Here is a 15,488-nt window from a genome sequence, read left to right on the forward strand (position 1 = left end):
GCGGAGGTTTGTCAAGTGACTGGGGTGGGGCCGAGGTCCTCCAGGAGGTCGGCAGGCGATAGGCAAATGCGTGCGGCGCCTTCCCTTAGCAAGGCATTGGGGCCCTCGGCGGAAGGATCTTCCGGCGCCCCGGGGCAGACCCAGAGCTCCCGGCCCAGGTCGAGGGCGAGGCGGGCGGTGACCAGGGAGCCGGACTTCAGGCGGGCCTCGGTGACCAGGACGCCGTCCGACCAGGCCGCCAGCAGCCAGTTGCGCCGGGGGAAGTGCCATTTCCGGGGCGGGGCCTCGGGCGGGAAGGGGGTGATGACCCCGCCCCCGGCCGCCACCATGCGGTCCATGAGGTCGCGGTGCTCCGGCGGGTAGGGGTGGTCCAGGCCCGAGCCCATGACGCCCCAGGTGGCGGCCAGGCCCGACTCGGCTTCGAGGGCCCCCGTGTGGGCGGCCCCGTCGATGCCCCGGGCCAGGCCCGAGATCACGGCCACGCCCGCCTCTGTGAGTGCCTTCGCCCAGGCCCGCGTGCGCTCCCGCCCGCGGCGACTGGCCACGCGGCTGCCCACGATGGCGATGCGCCGGGCCCCGCTCGAGGAGGGCGGCGGCAGCGTCCCCCGCACCCACAGGGCCACGGGGTAGGGCAGGGGCGCCTGGAGGGTGTCCACGCCCGGATCCCCCGGCAGCAGCAGGCGGGCGCCCTGGTCCTGGGCCTCCTGGCGGCGGCGGGGCAGGTCGTCCGCCAGGTGGGCCAGGGTGTCGGCCTGCGTGGCGGTCAGGCTGGGCTCGACCCCGGCCTGGAGGGCCTCCCAGGCCTCGGCCTTCCAGCGTTCCGGCCAGTCCAGCACGGTGAAGGCGAGGGCCCAGAGGGCGAGGTCCATGGGGTGTTCCGGTAGGATGGAGGCTATCGTGGCCACCTGAAGTAGTGGAGCGCAAGGGCTTTCCCCTTGCGTTCCCTCCGTACATGGCTACACTGGTTCTCTTGGCTGTTTTCACTTCTGGCTCGTGAGGTTCCCATGTCCCGTCAGTGCGAAGTCTGTGGCAAGAAGCCCCAGTTCGGGAACAACGTCTCCCATTCCAACAACGTCACCAAGCGCCGCTGGAACCCGAACATCCAGCGCGTGCGCGCCCTGGTGGGCGGCGCCCCCAAGCGCCTGCGCGTCTGCACCTCCTGCATCCAGGCCGGCAAGGTCCTGAAGGCGGTCTAAGGTTCAGGCACAACCTCGAAGCGGCGGCCGGACGGCCGCCGCTTCGCGTTCGGTCCGGGCCCGCCTGTCACACTGACCTCATGCTCCTCGCCCTCGACACCACCACGGAGATCCTGCACCTGGCGCTGATCCGGGGCGAGCGGGCGTGGGCGCGGCGGGTGCTGTCGGGCGTGGGGCGGGGGCACAGCGAGCGCCTGATCCCCACCCTGGACGAGCTCATGGCCGAGGCGGGCGCGCGGCCCGCGGACCTGACCGGCGTGGCCGCCTGCCTGGGGCCCGGGGGTTTCACCAGCCTGCGCATCGGCGTGGCCACGGCCGAGGGCTTCGGCCTCACGGGCCTGCCCACCTGGGGCTTCTCCGCCTTCGCCCTGCGGGCCGAGGCGCTGCGCCGGACGGGTGTGGCCGGACCCTTCTGGATCCTCCTGGACGGCCAGCGCAGCGAGGCCTTCCACCAGCGCTGGACCGACGACGGTCCCACGGAACCCGCCGCCAAGCACCCCCTGGCCACGCTGCCGGAGCGAGTGGGCGCCGAGCCCTGGTGGGCCCCGGAGGCCTTCGCCCCCAAGGTGGAGGCCCTGCTGCCCGCGGCCCAGCGCATCCCCCTGGCGGACGAGGGCGAGGCCACCCTGGCGGGCCTGGCGACCCTGGCGCGGCGGGTCTCCCAGGGGCCTCCCGAGGCGCCCCTGGTGCCCTTCTACCTGCGGGAGACCGATGCGGAAGTGAACTTCCCCCACGCCGCCGCCCACCTGCCCGAGGCCCTGCGGAAGGGCGTGGCGCGATGAGAAGGCGCCCGGAGGTGGAGGTGCTGAGGCTGGCGGAGGCGGCGCCCCTGCCGGAGTGGGTCTCGCGGCTGGACCGGCTGGCCTTCGGCGCGGCCTGGACCAGCCTGGCCCCCCACGAGGCCCTGTGGGTCATTCCCGAGCTGGCCTTCGCCCGGTGGTCCCGGGTGCCCGCGGCCGGGGAGGCGGAGCTGCTGCGCATCGCCGTGGCACCGGAGGCCCGGGGGCAGGGCCTGGGCCTTGTCCTGTTGGAGGCCTGCCAGCGCGACCTGGCCGGGGAGGGCCTGGTCCATCTCTTCCTGGAGGTGCGGCCCTCCAACGACCATGCCATCCGCCTCTACGAAGCCTGCGGCTGGGAGACCTGCGGCCGCCGCCACCGGTACTACACCGACGGCGAGGACGCGCTGCTGTTCCAGCGGATGGGCTGAGCGCCACGGGGTTTGGACCGGTGGATTCAGGCTACGCATGAATCCGTTAAATTGACGACCAAAGGGTATTGACCAAGATGACGGTGGAGGTAATGTTATCTCCAAGGTCACCTTCGAGGTCCCATGGTCGGCATCTCCAGACAGACAGATTACGCGGCACGGCTGGTGCTCCACCTGGCTTCGCTGCCGGAGGGGACCCGGGCCTCCATCGCGGAGATCGCCGCGGCCCGCCTCCTGCCCGCGCCCTTCGTCCGCCGCCTCATCGGCGGCCTCGCCAAGGCGGGCATCCTCCAGACGGCCCGGGGCACGGGCGGCGGCATCGCCCTGGCCCGCCCCGCCTCGGAGATCTCCCTCCTGGACGTGGTGACCGCCCTCGAAGGCCCCATCGTCCTCAACCAGTGCCTGGACGGACACCACCACTGCCCGCTGGCGCATGGCTGCCCCATCCAGACGGCCTGGGCCGAGGCCGCCCGCACCCTTGAGACCCACCTGGCCGGCGTGCGCTTCGATGCGCTGGCCCGCACCCCGGAGACCCACCTCGCCGCCCACCTGCGCTGCCATTCGGCGCTCAGGACCCAGGCGGCGTCGAACTGTTCCTGATCCCCTAACCCCCATCCCCAACCCAGACCTGTAGGAGGAGTCCGTGGACGCCTTGACCTTGTCGCGCCTGCAATTCGCGGTGGCGACCTATTTCCACTTCCTGTTCGTGCCCTTGACGCTGGGGCTCTCGATGCTCGTCGCCATCATGGAGACGCAGTACGTGCGCACCGGCGACGAGGACTACAAGCGCATGACGAAGTTCTGGGGAAAGCTCTTCCTCATCAACTTCGCCGTGGGCATCGTCACGGGCCTCACGCTGGAGTTCCAGTTCGGCACGAACTGGTCGCGCTACTCCGCCTACGTGGGCGACATCTTCGGCTCGCTGCTGGCCATCGAGGCCACGGCGGCCTTCTTCCTGGAATCCACCTTCATCGCGGTGTGGTACTTCGGCTGGGACAAGCTCTCGAGGAAGGCCCACGCGGTGACGATCTGGCTGGTGGCCATCGCCTCGAACATCTCGGCCTTCTGGATCCTGGTGGCCAACGCCTGGATGCAGCACCCCGTGGGCTACGCGCTGCGCCACGGTCGGGCCGAGCTGGCGGACTTTTTCGCCGTCATCACCCAGCGCTTCGCCATCCTCGAGTTCATCCACACTCTGGGCGGAGCCTACCTCACGGCGGGTTTCTTCGTGCTGGGCATCTCGGCGTGGCACATGCTCCGCAAGCAGGAGGTGGCCTTCTTCAAGAAGTCCTTCCGCATCGCCGCCGCCTGGACGCTGATCTTCGCCCTGTTCGAGATCGCCCAGGGCCACATGAACGCCGAGATCCTGGGCCAGGCCCAGCCCACCAAGCTCGCGGCCATGGAAGCCCACTGGGAGACGGGCCGGAACGTGCCCATGAACCTCGTCGCCTGGCCCGACGCGAAGCATGAACGCAACACGGTGCAGAGCCTGTCCGTGCCCAGCGGCCTCAGCCTGATGGCCACCTACTCCACTGCCGGCGAGGTGAAGGGGTTGAAGGACTACCCCGCTTCCGAGCGCCCGCCGGTGCTGCCGGTGTTCCTCAGCTTCCGCGCCATGGTGGGCCTGGCCTTCCTCTTCCTGGCCGTGGGTCTTTACGCCTGGCTGAAGCGGGAGTGCATCGAGGACCGCCAAGGCTTCCTCCGCATCCTGCCCTGGCTGATCCCGCTGCCCTACCTGGCCAACGAACTGGGCTGGACCCTCGCGGAGCTGGGCCGCCAACCATGGATCGTCTACGGCCTGATGAAGACCACGGATGCGGTCTCGCCCATCGCCGTGTCCCAGGTGGGCACGTCGCTGGTGGCCTTCTTTCTCGTCTACGCGCTGCTGGGCGCCGTGGACTTCTACCTGCTGTTCAAGTTCGCCCGCAAGGGCCCTGAAGCCGCGCCCGCGGCCGTGAAGTGAGGGAGGCGATCATGCTCGAGACCATCTGGTTCGTGATCTGGGGAGTGGCCTGGGCCGTCTACTTCATGCTCGACGGCTTCGACCTGGGCCTGGGGACCCTCTTCCCCTTCCTGGCGAAAAATGAAGCCGAGAAGCGGATCCTCGTGAACGCCATGGGCCCCTTCTGGGATGGCAACGAGGTGTGGCTCATCACGGCGGGCGGCGTGACCTTCGCGGCCTTCCCCCGGGCCTACGCCATCATGTTCTCCGGCCTCTACACGCCGCTGATGCTGCTGCTCTTCGCGCTCATTTTGCGGGGCGTGGCCTTCGAGTTCCGGGGCAAGGAGGACAGCCAGGCCTGGCGCACGACCTGGGACGCCTGCCTGGTGGTGGGCTCGTTCCTCCCGGCCCTGCTGCTGGGCGTGGCCTTCGCCAACATCTTCGCGGGCCTGCCGCTGGATGCCGGAGGCCTCTTCCACGGCAACCTGTTCACCCTGCTGAACCCCTACGGCCTGCTGGGGGGCGTGCTCTTCGTGTTGATCTTCGCCGTGCATGGCGCCCTGTGGCTGACCACCCGCACCGAGGGTGAGCTACAGGCCCGCGCCGGGCACCTCGCCACGTCGCTGTGGCTGGTGGAAGCCGTGGTGGCCGTGGCCTTCCTGACCATGACGTGGTTCAGCACCCGGCTTTGGCAGAACGTCCTGGCCAAGCCCCTGCTGCTGATCCTGCCGCTCCTCGCGGTGGCGGGCCTGCTGTCACTGAGGGTGTTCGTGGCCAAGGGCGCCTGGTGGAAGGCCTGGTTCGCGTCTTCCGTCCTCATCCTGGGCGCGGTGCTCTTTGGTGTGGCGGGGCTGTTCCCCAACCTGCTGCCTTCCAGCCTGGACCCCACGGCCTCGGTGACCGCCTTCAATGCCGCCTCCAGTCCGCTGACGTTGAAGATCATGCTGGGCGTGGTGCTCTGCTTCCTGCCCGTGGTGATCGGCTACCAGCTGTGGGTCTACCTGAAGTTCCGGGACACGCTCACCGCCGAGAGCATCTCCCGCGGCCCTTCCTACTGACCTGATCCATCGCGTGTGAACCGGCTCCCCGTCCCATGGCGGGGTGGGGAGCCTTTGTGTCCCATGCCCCGCTTCCGGGGCGATGCCAAGGAGATGTCCCATGAAGTCCCTCATCCTGCCGGTGGCCCTGACCGCCGGGTTGCTGAGTCCTGCCTCGCTCCAGGCCCAGGAGGGCCCGTGGATGGTGCGCCTGCGCGCCGTCTCCCTCCAGCCCGCCGACAAGTCCGACGCGGCCTCCGGCCTCCCTGCCGACGCCATCCACGTCAGCTCGAAGACCATCCCCGAAGTGGACTTCAGCTACTTCTTCAGCCCGAACCTGGCCGCGGAACTGGTGCTCACGGTGCCCCAGAAGCATGATGTCACCCTGTCGGGCACGAAGATCGGCACCTTCAAGGAGCTGCCGCCCACCCTCACGGCCCAGTGGCACTTCCTTCCCGCCCGGACTGTGAATCCCTACGTCGGCGCGGGCCTGAACCTGACCCTCATCTCCGACGTGAAGCTGGCGGGCGGGGCGCTGGACCTGGACAAGAGCAGCGTGGGTCTGGCCGCCCAGGCTGGCGTGGACTTCCGGGTGGCCAGGAACTGCTTCATCAACCTCGACGTGAAATACGTGCAGATCCGGAGCGATGTGAAGGTCGCCGCGACCGGCGCCAAGGTCACGACCGTGAAGGTGGATCCCATGCTCTACGGTGTGGGTGTCGGTTACCGGTTTTAATCCTGTCCGCAGGTCCCTGCCACGCAGGCGTGGCAGGGACCTGCGGGCGCGCTGCGCCTCCGTGTCAGCGGACGCCCGTGGGCTCCGCCAGGGTCGCGGAGAGGGCCTCCAGCAGGGAGGCGCCGTCGCCGCGGAAGGAGCTGCCGTGCATGGTGGCGAGGGTCTCGGGCCGCAGCTCCGCCAGGCGCGCCAGGGTGGTCCGGGCCTTGTCCCGGCAGGCGTAGTAGTCCATGCCCGCGAGCATGGCCTCGCTGGGGCCGAGGATGTCGCCTTCGGTGATCGGGGGCAGCTCCGCGCCGGGCTGGGTGAACAGGTCGCCGCAGAGGAGGGTGCGGGCGGTGGAGACCCAGAGGAGGCCCGCGTCCCACCCGTGGGGCACGTGGGGCGTATCCACCCACTGGACCCGATGGCGCCCCAGATCCAGCTCCTCGCCATCGCCCAGGGCGCGGGGCGGCCGGTCGGCCATGTCCCCCATGGACACCAGGGCGCCCACCCGGCTGCACAAGGGGACGGCGGCGGGTGCCACCGCGAGGAAGTCATTCATGGCGCCGCACTCGTCCGCTTCGACGTGGGAGTAGCCCAGGTAGCGGATCGAGGCGACCGGCAGCACCCGCTCGATGGCGGCCCGGGTGACGTTGAAGAGGCTGCGCAGGCCCGTATGGAACAGCAGGGGCGCCGCGTCCCGGATGAGGATCTGGTTGAAGGTGAAGCCGCCGGGGACGGCGGGGATGGGGACCGACGTGCTGATGCGGAAGATCCCGTCGGCGATTTCGTCCACGCAGGTGGTCATGGGGACCTCGGAGCTCCGATGGAACGACCGGAATAGACTGGCGCGGAACCGGCCTGTGTCTCCGCCTAGGGTCTGGGCGCTTCGGGCACCACGTCCCACTTCCCGCGGACGTCCACGGAGAGCACGCAGTCGGCGCCGGGCACGCACTTGGTGATGTGCTCCTTCTTCCCCTTGAACACGAAGAAGGAACCTGCCGGCAGCAGGGTCTCCTTGCCATCGACGGTGAAGGACATGGTTCCCGAGAGCACCGTGGCGAAGTGGTCGGAGGAATGATGGTGCAGCGGCGTGACGAACCCGTCCTTGAGCTTGATCAGGAAGTGGCCCGCCCCCTTGGCGGGATCCCCTTCGAGGACCGCCATCTGCACGCCCGGGAAATCAGGCACGTCGGTCCACTTGAGGTCCTCGGCGGGAATCAGGATGGCGGTGCCGGCCTTCTTGCCATCCTTGGCGAGGGCGGGCGGCGCGAAGGCGGCAAGGGCCAGCGCCAGTGCGGAAACGGCCAGAGTGCGTGTCTTCATCTAACCCTCCTTGTGGCTGCGGTGAGCCGGTACCTCGAAGGGCGCGGCCCCTCCAGGCGTTGCGCCCGGCTGCCGGCCCACCCAGGGGCGCGGCGAAGTCCCGCCCATGGGCGGTCATCCAACATGGGCCCCCGGAGCTTGGAGTCAATGCGTCAAAAAAATTTCTATGCGTTTATTTTACCAAATCGATCCATCAACCACGCACCTCGGTGCCGGTCATCATGTGACGCTGGCCGGGAGCGGAACCTCGCCCGCGAGACGCGCGAGATGGGCCTCCAGAGTGGCCCGGAAGGCGGCCACGGCGTCGTCGGCGTAGGCGCGGAAGTCCTTGGGCAGGCGCTGGTACCGGGCCTGCGTCTGGCTCAGCGCCTGGTCCCGAAGGACCTTCAGCTCGGCGAGCCGCTGCGGGAAGTCCAGAGGCGTGGCGGCCTGCAGGCGCCCCTCGAAGGTCCTGGCCAATTCCTGGAGGCTGGCCTTGAAGCGCTCCAGCTCCAGCAGGCTCCGGGTCATCTTGAAGAAGTGGTGGCCCTTCACGGCCAGGGTGACGGTCTCCGGCACCATGAGGGGCCGCGCGAGGAAGCCCTGCACGAGGAAGCGCCAGTAGGTCCAGCCGTAGCGCGAGAAGGTCTGGACGACGAGGGACCGGACGAAGGCCCGGAGCTCCATGAGGTGAAGCTTCCGGCGCGAGGTGAGGGGCGGCTTCATGGTCTTCAGGAGCTTCAGGCAGCGCTCGAAGTAGCGGTCCGGCCGGTAGATCTCAGCCAGGATGCGCTTGTAGCCGTCGATGAGCTTCCGGGTGTCCATCCTCGGCAGGAAGTTGAGGCGCAGGTCGTGGGTGTTGTTGCCCCCGCCGGAATCGCCCGTGAGGCGGCCCTCCGCCTCGAGGCGGCGGTGCAGGCGGGTGCGGGGGAGGGCGGTGAGCAGGCCCACCATGGCCGTGGGGATGGCGGCCTCCTGGATGAACCGGACCTGGCGCTCGAAGATGTCGCCGCCGTCGCTGTCGAAGCCCACGATGAAGCCGCCGGAGACCTCCAGGCCCTTGCGCTGGATCTTCCGGATGCTGGCGAGCATGTCGGCCTTGAGGTTCTGCCGCTTCCCGGCGGCCTGCAGGGCGCAGAGATCGGGCGTCTCGATGCCCAGGAACACCATGTTGAACCCGGCCTGGGCCATCTGGTCCAGCAGCGGCTCGTCACTGGCCAGGTCGAGGCTGGCCTCCGTGAAGAAGGTGAAAGGATGGTGCCGCTGCTGCTGCCAGGGGATCAGCTCGGCCAGCAGGGCGCGGACTTCGCGGCGGTTCCCGATGAAGTTGTCATCCACCAGGAAGAGGGGGCCGCGCCAGCCTTCCGCGTAGAGGAGGTCCATCTCGTGGAGGAACTGGGCCGGGGTCTTGGTGCGGGGCCGGCGGCCGAACAGCTCGATGATGTCGCAGAACTCGCAGTCATACGGACAGCCGCGGGAGAACTGCAGGGCCATCTCCGCGTAGTCCTTCCGCCGCACCAGGTCGAAGCGCGGCGCGGGTGTGCGCGTGAGGTCGGGTCGTTCCGTGCTGGCGTACAGGGGCTTGGCCCGCCCCAGGGCGTAGTCGTGGAGGAACAGCGGCAGCGTGACCTCCGCCTCGTTCAGCACGAAGTGGTCCACGCCGGCGATCTGGTCGTGGCAGCTGGTGGGGTAGGGGCCGCCGGCCACCACCGGCTTGCCCAGCCGGTTGCAGAGCTGGACGACCTGCGCCATGGACTCCTTCTGGACGATCATGGCGGAGATGAAGACGAGGTCGGCCCGGGCCACGGCGGCTTCCGTCAGCGGCTCCACGTTCAGGTCCACCAGGGAGACCTCGAAGCCCTCCGGCAGCATGGCGGCCACGGTGAGCAGGCCCAGGGGCGGGAAGACCGCCTTCTTGCCGATGAAGGGCAGGGCGTACCGCATGCTCCAGTAGGTGGGGGGCATTTCCGGATAGACCAGCAGGACTCTGCGTCCCAATTCCTCCCCCTTTCTGGTTGGGCGACCGGGACAAGGGTCGGTTCCCCCTGGGGCCGGGCAAGGTCCCTAGCTGCGGACCGCCACCACCTCGAGATACTCCGCCTCGACCCGGGTCGAGCCGTCCCGGGCGTGGTTGTGGTCGGCCCAGAGCTGTTCGAGGTCCTCATGCAGGGCCTTCTGCCCCTCCGCATCCAGTGAGGCGAAGGCGCGGTTCGTGGGGCCGTAGTAGCGCTCGAAGAAGGTCACCACATCCCCCGGCGGGAAGGGGTAGTGCATGGGGTAGAAGTGCTTCCGGGTGGCCACCTTCGAGACCCCGTCCTTCAGCCGCTCGCGGACGGTCGGCTCGTCCCCCCACTTCACCGGGGAGGCCATGAGGGGGTGCGGCGGGACGTGCTTGCCGAGGACCTTGAACATCTGGCCGACAAAGCCCTCGGGGGTCCAGTTCGCCATGGCGATGCGGCCCCCGGGCCGGCACACGCGGACCAGCTCAGCGGCGACCCGCTCGGGCCGCGGCGCGAACATGGCGCCGATGAGGCTCACCACCAGGTCGAACGCGCCATCCTCATAGGCGAGCGACTCCGCGTCGCCCTCCTCGAACTGGGCCTCGAGACCCTCGGCCTGGGCGCGCCTCCGCGCGGTCTCGATGGAGTTGGTGGCGATGTCGATCCCCGTCACGCGCACCCCCGCGCGGGCGGCGGGGATCGCGATCTGGCCCGCCCCGCAGCCCACGTCCAGCATCTGCATGCCGGGTTCGGGCCCGAGGCGGTTCAGGAACGCCAGGGCGCCGGGCTCCAGGTAGGTGGCGAAATGCGCATAGTCGCCGGCCATCCAGGTGGCCTTGAGGCGGACCTTGAGGGTGGCCATCTCCGGGGTCAGGGCGGGCGTGGGGTGCGGGGTGGTCATGGTCGCTCCTCCAGGCAGGTGGCAGGGGGGCTTCGAGAGGCTTCGGCAGGGGACCTGGTCCCCTCAGGCCATGGCGTGGGCCTTGCTGAACTGGAACGTCACTTCGCCCTCCACGATCCGGGGCGGCTGGATCCTCAGGGCCGGCCGGTTCCGGCCCAGCCAGACCGTCGCCCGCTTCGTGGATTCATCGCAGCTGTGGCGGTCCTGGCAGATCGTGATGGACATGGCGCCATCGTCGGTCCTGATGAGGTAGTAGGCGATGAAGCCGGGCACGGAACCGATCACGGCCTCGATGTCCTGGCTGCACTCCAGCAATTCGTCGGCAATTTCCTTACTGCCGGCATAGCCGCGGATGACGGTGTGCATGGAGCCTCCCCCGGGGAGGAGTCCTCTCTCCCCGATCCAGACCCTGGTCGCGCGCCGGCACAGGCAGGCGAGCGTGGAATTCCTCAGGGCGTCAACCCCAGAAACCCCGGAAGGCCAGGGTCAGGACCCCAAGAATGGGATCTTCTGAAGCTGCGTCAATGAATCAAAAAAATATTTATGCCTGTTTTTACCCATTGCAAACCAACACCATGCTTGGCCTCGGGTGCCATCCTGTCCGGCGCTCAGGCCTTCTCGAAGAGCACGATGCGGTTGCTGTTGGTGCCCTTGCCGTTGTTGTCCACGCCCCAGATGTGGGCGGTCTTGGTGAAGACCTGGGTGTTCACCAGCACGCCGTGGGCGCGGAAGCCCGCGGCCAAGCCCAGGGGCAGGGCGACCTCGTCCAGCTTCAGCTTGCCGCCGCGCACCTCGCCCACCTCGAAGGCCACGAAGCCGCCGGGCCGTGTGACGCGGAACAGCTCGGCAAAGACCTCGCTCATGGCCTGGGACCAGGCCGCCACCGTGCGGTGGGTGCTGAGGCCGCGGCCGATGGCCTCGGCGTCCAGACCGTTGAACCAGCAGCGCAGCCAGTTGTCGCCCACGTAGTCCACCACGTCGAGGAAGGGCGGCGAGGTCACAGTGAGGGCCACGGAGCCGTCCTCCAGGCCGGGCGTGGCCCGGGCCTCGCCCGTGAGGAAGACCGCGTCCCCGGCCGCCGTCGCCAGGTTCCGGAGGGCCAGGGGCTCCAGGCCCGTCAGCAGCTGCCGGGTCTTCTTCAGGATGAGGGCATGCGTGTCGCGGTAGGGCGGGACCTGGTTCCGCTTCGCATTGATCAGGCGCTGCTTGTCGGCGCTGACGGCCTGGTTGGGGGGCAGGGTGTAGACCGAGAAGAAGCCGGGGCTGTGGCCCGTGAGCCGGTTCGTGGCCACCATGCGGATCCAGGTGTCGAGCGCATCGAGCTCGCCGCTCCGCTCGCGGGCCAGGCACCAGTCCCGCAGGCCGCGGATCTCGGCCTCGGTGTCCGGGTGGAAGAACATGGCGAGATCCAGACCATCCGAGGGCGCCGTGCGCGGAATCTCCGTCAGGCGCCGGGCCACGTCGGCGGGAGCGGGCGGGGTGAGCCGGGGCTCCGCCAGCATGCGCGAGAGGGGATTGAGGTCGTTGGCGGCCACCCGGCGCCCCATGAGCGCCGCCTCCAGGGCCGTGGTGCCCCGGCCGCTGAAGGGGTCGTACACGCGCTCGCCGGGCAGGGTGAGGCGCTCGATGAAGTGGCGGGGCAGCTGGGGCTTGTAGCAGGCCCGGTACGAGATCTCGTGGAGGTTGGCGGCCTGCCGCTGGCGGGAGGTCCAGAACTCCGCCGACAGCCGGGGGCGGCGGCCGGAGGCGGTCTCCACCTCGTCCCAGGCCGCGTCCTCCACCGGCGCGAGGTCGGCCAGGAAGGCCCTGCTCGCGGCTGAATCCGTCTCCATCCCTGCCCTTCCCAGATCATCCAGGATAGCCTGCTGGGGATGCCCGCCCCCCATCCCAAACGCCACCCCGAGCTGACCCGCCTCTACGTGGCGGTGGGGCTGGTCGTGCTGATCCTCATGATCATCCTGGCCTACAAGACCGTGGGCAACCGCATCGCGGAAGGGGGGCTGGACGCGCCCTCGCGCTGGGCCCTGATCGCCCTGGGCCTGGCCAACGTGCTGGCCATCGGGACGCTGCTCTTCATCGTGGCGCGCAGCCTGGCCAAGCTCTACTTCGAGCGCAAGAGCGGCATCCTGGGCTCCCGCCTCCGCACCCGCATGGTGCTCACGCTCTTCGTCGTGGGCATCGTGCCCAGCCTGATCCTCTTCCTGGTGGGCCGGAATTTCATCAACAAGAACGTGGAGCGCTGGTTCAGCCCCGAAACGGAGGTGGCCATCCGCGATGGCCAGAAGGTGGCGGGGGATCTCCGCGCCGCCGCCAGGGCCCGCCTGGACTTCGGCGCGGGCCGCCTGCTGGACTCGCCCTCGGCGGAGGCCTCCGCCATCCGGGCCGCGTCGGATCTCGACCTGGTGGCCTTCCTGGGGACGAGGGCCGGCGAGGGCGTGAAGGCCATGGACCTGCGCGCGGGCCTGGAGCCGCCGGACCTGTCCGGCCTGGGGACCGAGGACGCCCAGGAGACCGGGGAGGGCCTCTGGCTGCTCCGCCGCGTGCCCCGGGGGGACGGGGTCTGGGCCGTGGGCACCCTCATGCCCCGGGAGACCTTCGACCGCGTGCTGGCCCTGGAGCAGCGCTACCGGGAGAGCCAGCAGATCCGGTCCGCCCGGGACACGCTCCAGACCCTGCCCCAGAGCACCTTCCTCTTCCTCACCCTGCTGACCCTCTTCTTCGCCGTGTGGTCGGGCCTGGCCCTGGCCCGGTCCCTCAGCGAGCCCATCCGGGCCCTGGCCAAGGCCGCCCAGCGCGTGGGCAGCGGCGACCTGGAGGTGCAGCTGCCCGAGATGGGCGAGGACGAGCTGGCCTTCCTGGCCCGCACCTTCAACGCCATGACGCAGGACCTCAAGACCAACCGCGCGGCCATCGAGGCCCAGGCCAGCCGCCTGGAGCAGCAGCGGGCCTACCTGGGCCAGATCCTGGCGGCCCTGCCCGTGGGCGTCATGAGCTGGCGGGCGGATGGCGAGCTGCGCACCTTCAACGCCGCGGCCAAGGCCTGGATGGGCCTCGAGTCCTTCGACCCCGCGGAGGACAGCTGGGGTTCCGTCGAGGCCCTGCCGCGGCTGGGCCGCCTGCCGGAGCTGCTGGCCGCTGTGCGGGAATCCGGCCGGGGCGTGCAGGAGGAGCTGCGCCTGGGCGGCGAGGGCGAGGGCCGTCCCGTGCGGGCCATCCTCGAGCCGCTCCAGGGCGGCGGCGTGCTGGCCGTGCTGGAGGATCTGTCCCTGCTGGCCCAGGCCGAGAAGCGCGCCGCCTGGCAGGAGGTGGCCCGGCGCATGGCCCACGAGGTGAAGAACCCCCTCACGCCCATCCAGCTCACGGCCCAGCGCCTGCTGCGCCGCACCCGCGAGGGGCGCCTGGACCTGGCGGCAGTGCAGGAGGGCGCCGAGACCATCCTCACCGAAGTGGCCAGCCTCTCGCGCCTGGTGGACAGCTTCAGCCGCTTCGCCCGGCTGCCCTCGCCCCAGTTCTCCCCCTGCGATCCCGCGGAGCTGCTGCGCCAGGTGCTGGCCCTCTACGAGCCGAACCATCCGGGCATCAAGTGGTCCATCCGCTTCCAGCTGGAGCCGCTGGGCGCCGTCTGGGACGGGGACATGGTGAAGCGCGCCCTCATCAACCTCGTGGACAACGCCGTGGCTGCGGTGGACGGCCAGGGCGCCGTATCCCTCTCGCTCACGGGCGAGGACGGGAACCTGCGCTTCGACGTGGAGGACGACGGCACGGGCGTGCCCGAGGGGGATCGCGACCGGCTCTTCGAGCCCTACTTCTCCACCAAGTGGAAGGGCACAGGCCTGGGCCTGGCCATCGTCCGCCGCATCGCCCAGGACCACGGCGGCGACGCCCGCTACCAGCCCCTGGCGCGCGGCAGCCGCTTCACCCTCACCCTGCCGAGGGCAACGGACTCCAGGCGGTAGGAAGGGGCCGCGAGGCAGGCGGATGGAGCCCGTTTGCTGGTTGTATCCATCGGGGGCGCCACCTCGTCTCAAGGGATGAAAGGAGGACGCCATGTCCCAGCCCTCATCCCTCATGACCGAGGCCGTCGCCGAATTGGTGGCCATCGGGGCCGCCATCGCCGCCAGCTGCGAACCTTGCTTCCGGCACCACTTCGACTCAGCCCGCAAACTGGGCGTTTCCAGGGAGGACATGCGGGAAGCCGTCAATGTCGCCCTGGCCGTCAAGGCCACGCCCCATCGGAAAGTCGTGGAGGCCGCAGACCACTGCCTGGCCGAGGCTGGGCCGGAAGCGACAGGCAAGGGCCGGGCCGCCGCCTGCGGTTCCGGCGGCTGCTGCTGAATCCGGGAGGGAGGTCATGGCCAAGTCCCTGAGGAAAGGCCGCCCGCTCGCCGTATCCGCTCCACTGGCGCCGCCCGCGGGTCAAACTAGGGGAATGGTGCGATGACGGTCATGGCCTCCCAACCCACCCCCTTCGAGACCCTGGAAGCGGCCACCAGGCCGAAGGTTTTGAGCTACCTCAGCCGCTTCGTGGGGCCCACCGAGGCGGAGGATCTCGCCCAGGAGGTCTTCCTCAAAGTCCACCAGGGACTGGGCGGCTATCGCGGGGAGGCCAAACCGGCCACCTGGGTCTTCCAGGTGGCCACCCATGCGGCCCTGGATCGCCTGAAGAGCGCCTCCTACCGGGCCTCCCGGGCTCAGCTGCCCGAGACCGTGCTCGACAGCACGGGCCTTCACGCGGCCCCGGACCATGGCCAGGAGCCCCTGAAAGAGGAGATGTGCCGCTGCATCCGGGACCTGGTGGACACCCTCCCCCTGGACTACCGCACGATCATCTACCTCAGCGAGCTGAAGGAGCTTCGCATCGGAGAGGTGGCGGAGGTCCTCGGCATCAGTCCCGGTTCCGCCAAGATGCGCCTCCACCGTGCCCGCCGGATGCTGCGGGCCCAGATGGAACAGGACTGCCGGATCCTCCTGGATGAACAGGCGGAGCTCCAATGCGATCGCAAGGAACGACCCTGACTGCCGCCCGCAGCCAGGACCCTAGGTTCTGTCCCGCCGTCGCCGCCGCAGCCAGAGTCCCACCGGCCCCAGCACCAGCCAGGCCAGCAGCACCATCTTGACCAGCGGGGACACGGGAACTCCGGCAGGGCCCGGGGCCCCGAGGACAGCCTCTCATGGCGGGCTT

General features: G+C 69.6%; 17 protein-coding genes. 10 read left to right on the forward strand and 7 right to left on the reverse strand.

What is annotated here, in order from left to right:
- Positions 1–11: 11 nt before the first annotated feature.
- Positions 12–869: a DNA-processing protein DprA gene (dprA, locus tag QSJ30_RS01565; protein ID WP_285606027.1), complete on the reverse strand. Its 858-nt coding sequence runs from the start codon at positions 867–869 to the stop codon at positions 12–14.
- 135 nt (positions 870–1,004) lie between these two features.
- Here dprA and rpmB point away from each other — a divergent pair, with 135 nt between their 5' ends.
- From rpmB to QSJ30_RS01600, 7 genes are all read left to right on the forward strand, one after another.
- Positions 1,005–1,196: a 50S ribosomal protein L28 gene (gene rpmB, locus QSJ30_RS01570; RefSeq protein ID WP_243286606.1), complete on the forward strand. Its 192-nt coding sequence runs from the start codon at positions 1,005–1,007 to the stop codon at positions 1,194–1,196.
- Between the two features lie 80 nt (positions 1,197–1,276).
- Positions 1,277–1,978 (forward strand): tRNA (adenosine(37)-N6)-threonylcarbamoyltransferase complex dimerization subunit type 1 TsaB, encoded by a 702-nt coding sequence (gene tsaB, locus QSJ30_RS01575; RefSeq protein WP_285606028.1) that lies wholly within the window; start codon positions 1,277–1,279, stop codon positions 1,976–1,978.
- Complete coding sequence (locus QSJ30_RS01580; RefSeq protein WP_285606029.1) at positions 1,975–2,403, forward strand: GNAT family N-acetyltransferase; 429 nt, start codon at positions 1,975–1,977, stop codon at positions 2,401–2,403. Before tsaB ends, QSJ30_RS01580 begins: the two co-directional genes overlap by 4 nt.
- Positions 2,404–2,526: 123 nt before the next feature.
- Positions 2,527–3,003: an RrF2 family transcriptional regulator gene (locus QSJ30_RS01585; RefSeq protein WP_285606030.1), complete on the forward strand. Its 477-nt coding sequence runs from the start codon at positions 2,527–2,529 to the stop codon at positions 3,001–3,003.
- Between the two features lie 43 nt (positions 3,004–3,046).
- Positions 3,047–4,366, forward strand: coding sequence for a cytochrome ubiquinol oxidase subunit I (locus QSJ30_RS01590; protein ID WP_285606031.1), 1,320 nt, complete (start codon positions 3,047–3,049; stop codon positions 4,364–4,366).
- An 11-nt stretch (positions 4,367–4,377) separates the two neighbouring features.
- Complete coding sequence (cydB, locus tag QSJ30_RS01595) at positions 4,378–5,403, forward strand: cytochrome d ubiquinol oxidase subunit II (protein WP_285606032.1); 1,026 nt, start codon at positions 4,378–4,380, stop codon at positions 5,401–5,403.
- 100 nt (positions 5,404–5,503) lie between these two features.
- Entirely contained in the window at positions 5,504–6,118 is a 615-nt protein-coding gene (locus tag QSJ30_RS01600; protein WP_285606033.1) for an OmpW/AlkL family protein, read from the forward strand.
- Positions 6,119–6,182: 64 nt separating this feature from the next.
- Here the strand turns inward: QSJ30_RS01600 and QSJ30_RS01605 are convergent, their stop codons facing one another.
- The 6 genes from QSJ30_RS01605 to QSJ30_RS01630 all read right to left on the reverse strand — a co-directional run bounded on the left by QSJ30_RS01605 (position 6,183) and on the right by QSJ30_RS01630 (position 12,138).
- Complete coding sequence (locus QSJ30_RS01605) at positions 6,183–6,908, reverse strand: oxygen-binding di-iron domain-containing protein (protein ID WP_285606034.1); 726 nt, start codon at positions 6,906–6,908, stop codon at positions 6,183–6,185.
- Between the two features lie 65 nt (positions 6,909–6,973).
- The gene (locus QSJ30_RS01610) at positions 6,974–7,426 is read right to left on the reverse strand and encodes a cupin domain-containing protein (protein WP_285606035.1); all 453 of its coding nucleotides are present in this window, start codon (positions 7,424–7,426) and stop codon (positions 6,974–6,976) included.
- 219 nt (positions 7,427–7,645) lie between these two features.
- Positions 7,646–9,403 carry a B12-binding domain-containing radical SAM protein gene (locus QSJ30_RS01615; RefSeq protein ID WP_285606036.1) on the reverse strand — a complete coding sequence of 586 codons (1,758 nt, stop codon included), beginning with the start codon at positions 9,401–9,403 and terminating at the stop codon, positions 7,646–7,648.
- 66 nt (positions 9,404–9,469) lie between these two features.
- Positions 9,470–10,306: a class I SAM-dependent methyltransferase gene (locus QSJ30_RS01620; RefSeq protein WP_285606037.1), complete on the reverse strand. Its 837-nt coding sequence runs from the start codon at positions 10,304–10,306 to the stop codon at positions 9,470–9,472.
- Between the two features lie 63 nt (positions 10,307–10,369).
- On the reverse strand, positions 10,370–10,672 hold the full coding sequence (locus QSJ30_RS01625) for a hypothetical protein (protein WP_285606038.1): 303 nt from the start codon (positions 10,670–10,672) through the stop codon (positions 10,370–10,372).
- A gap of 242 nt (positions 10,673–10,914) precedes the next feature.
- Complete coding sequence (locus QSJ30_RS01630; protein WP_285606039.1) at positions 10,915–12,138, reverse strand: DNA methyltransferase; 1,224 nt, start codon at positions 12,136–12,138, stop codon at positions 10,915–10,917.
- A gap of 39 nt (positions 12,139–12,177) precedes the next feature.
- On the opposite strand from QSJ30_RS01630, the gene QSJ30_RS01635 reads away from it, so the two are divergent.
- The 3 genes from QSJ30_RS01635 (at position 12,178) to QSJ30_RS01645 (ending at position 15,322) form a co-directional block, all read left to right on the forward strand.
- Positions 12,178–14,262, forward strand: a complete 2,085-nt coding sequence (locus QSJ30_RS01635) for a sensor histidine kinase (protein WP_285606040.1) — start codon at positions 12,178–12,180, stop codon at positions 14,260–14,262.
- A gap of 91 nt (positions 14,263–14,353) precedes the next feature.
- Positions 14,354–14,641, forward strand: a complete 288-nt coding sequence (locus tag QSJ30_RS01640; RefSeq protein WP_285606041.1) for a carboxymuconolactone decarboxylase family protein — start codon at positions 14,354–14,356, stop codon at positions 14,639–14,641.
- Positions 14,642–14,752: 111 nt separating this feature from the next.
- Positions 14,753–15,322 carry an RNA polymerase sigma factor gene (locus tag QSJ30_RS01645; protein WP_285606042.1) on the forward strand — a complete coding sequence of 190 codons (570 nt, stop codon included), beginning with the start codon at positions 14,753–14,755 and terminating at the stop codon, positions 15,320–15,322.
- Positions 15,323–15,488: the final 166 nt, after the last annotated feature.

This window comes from Geothrix edaphica, assembly GCF_030268045.1.
GTDB classification, from domain to species: domain Bacteria; phylum Acidobacteriota; class Holophagae; order Holophagales; family Holophagaceae; genus Geothrix; species Geothrix edaphica.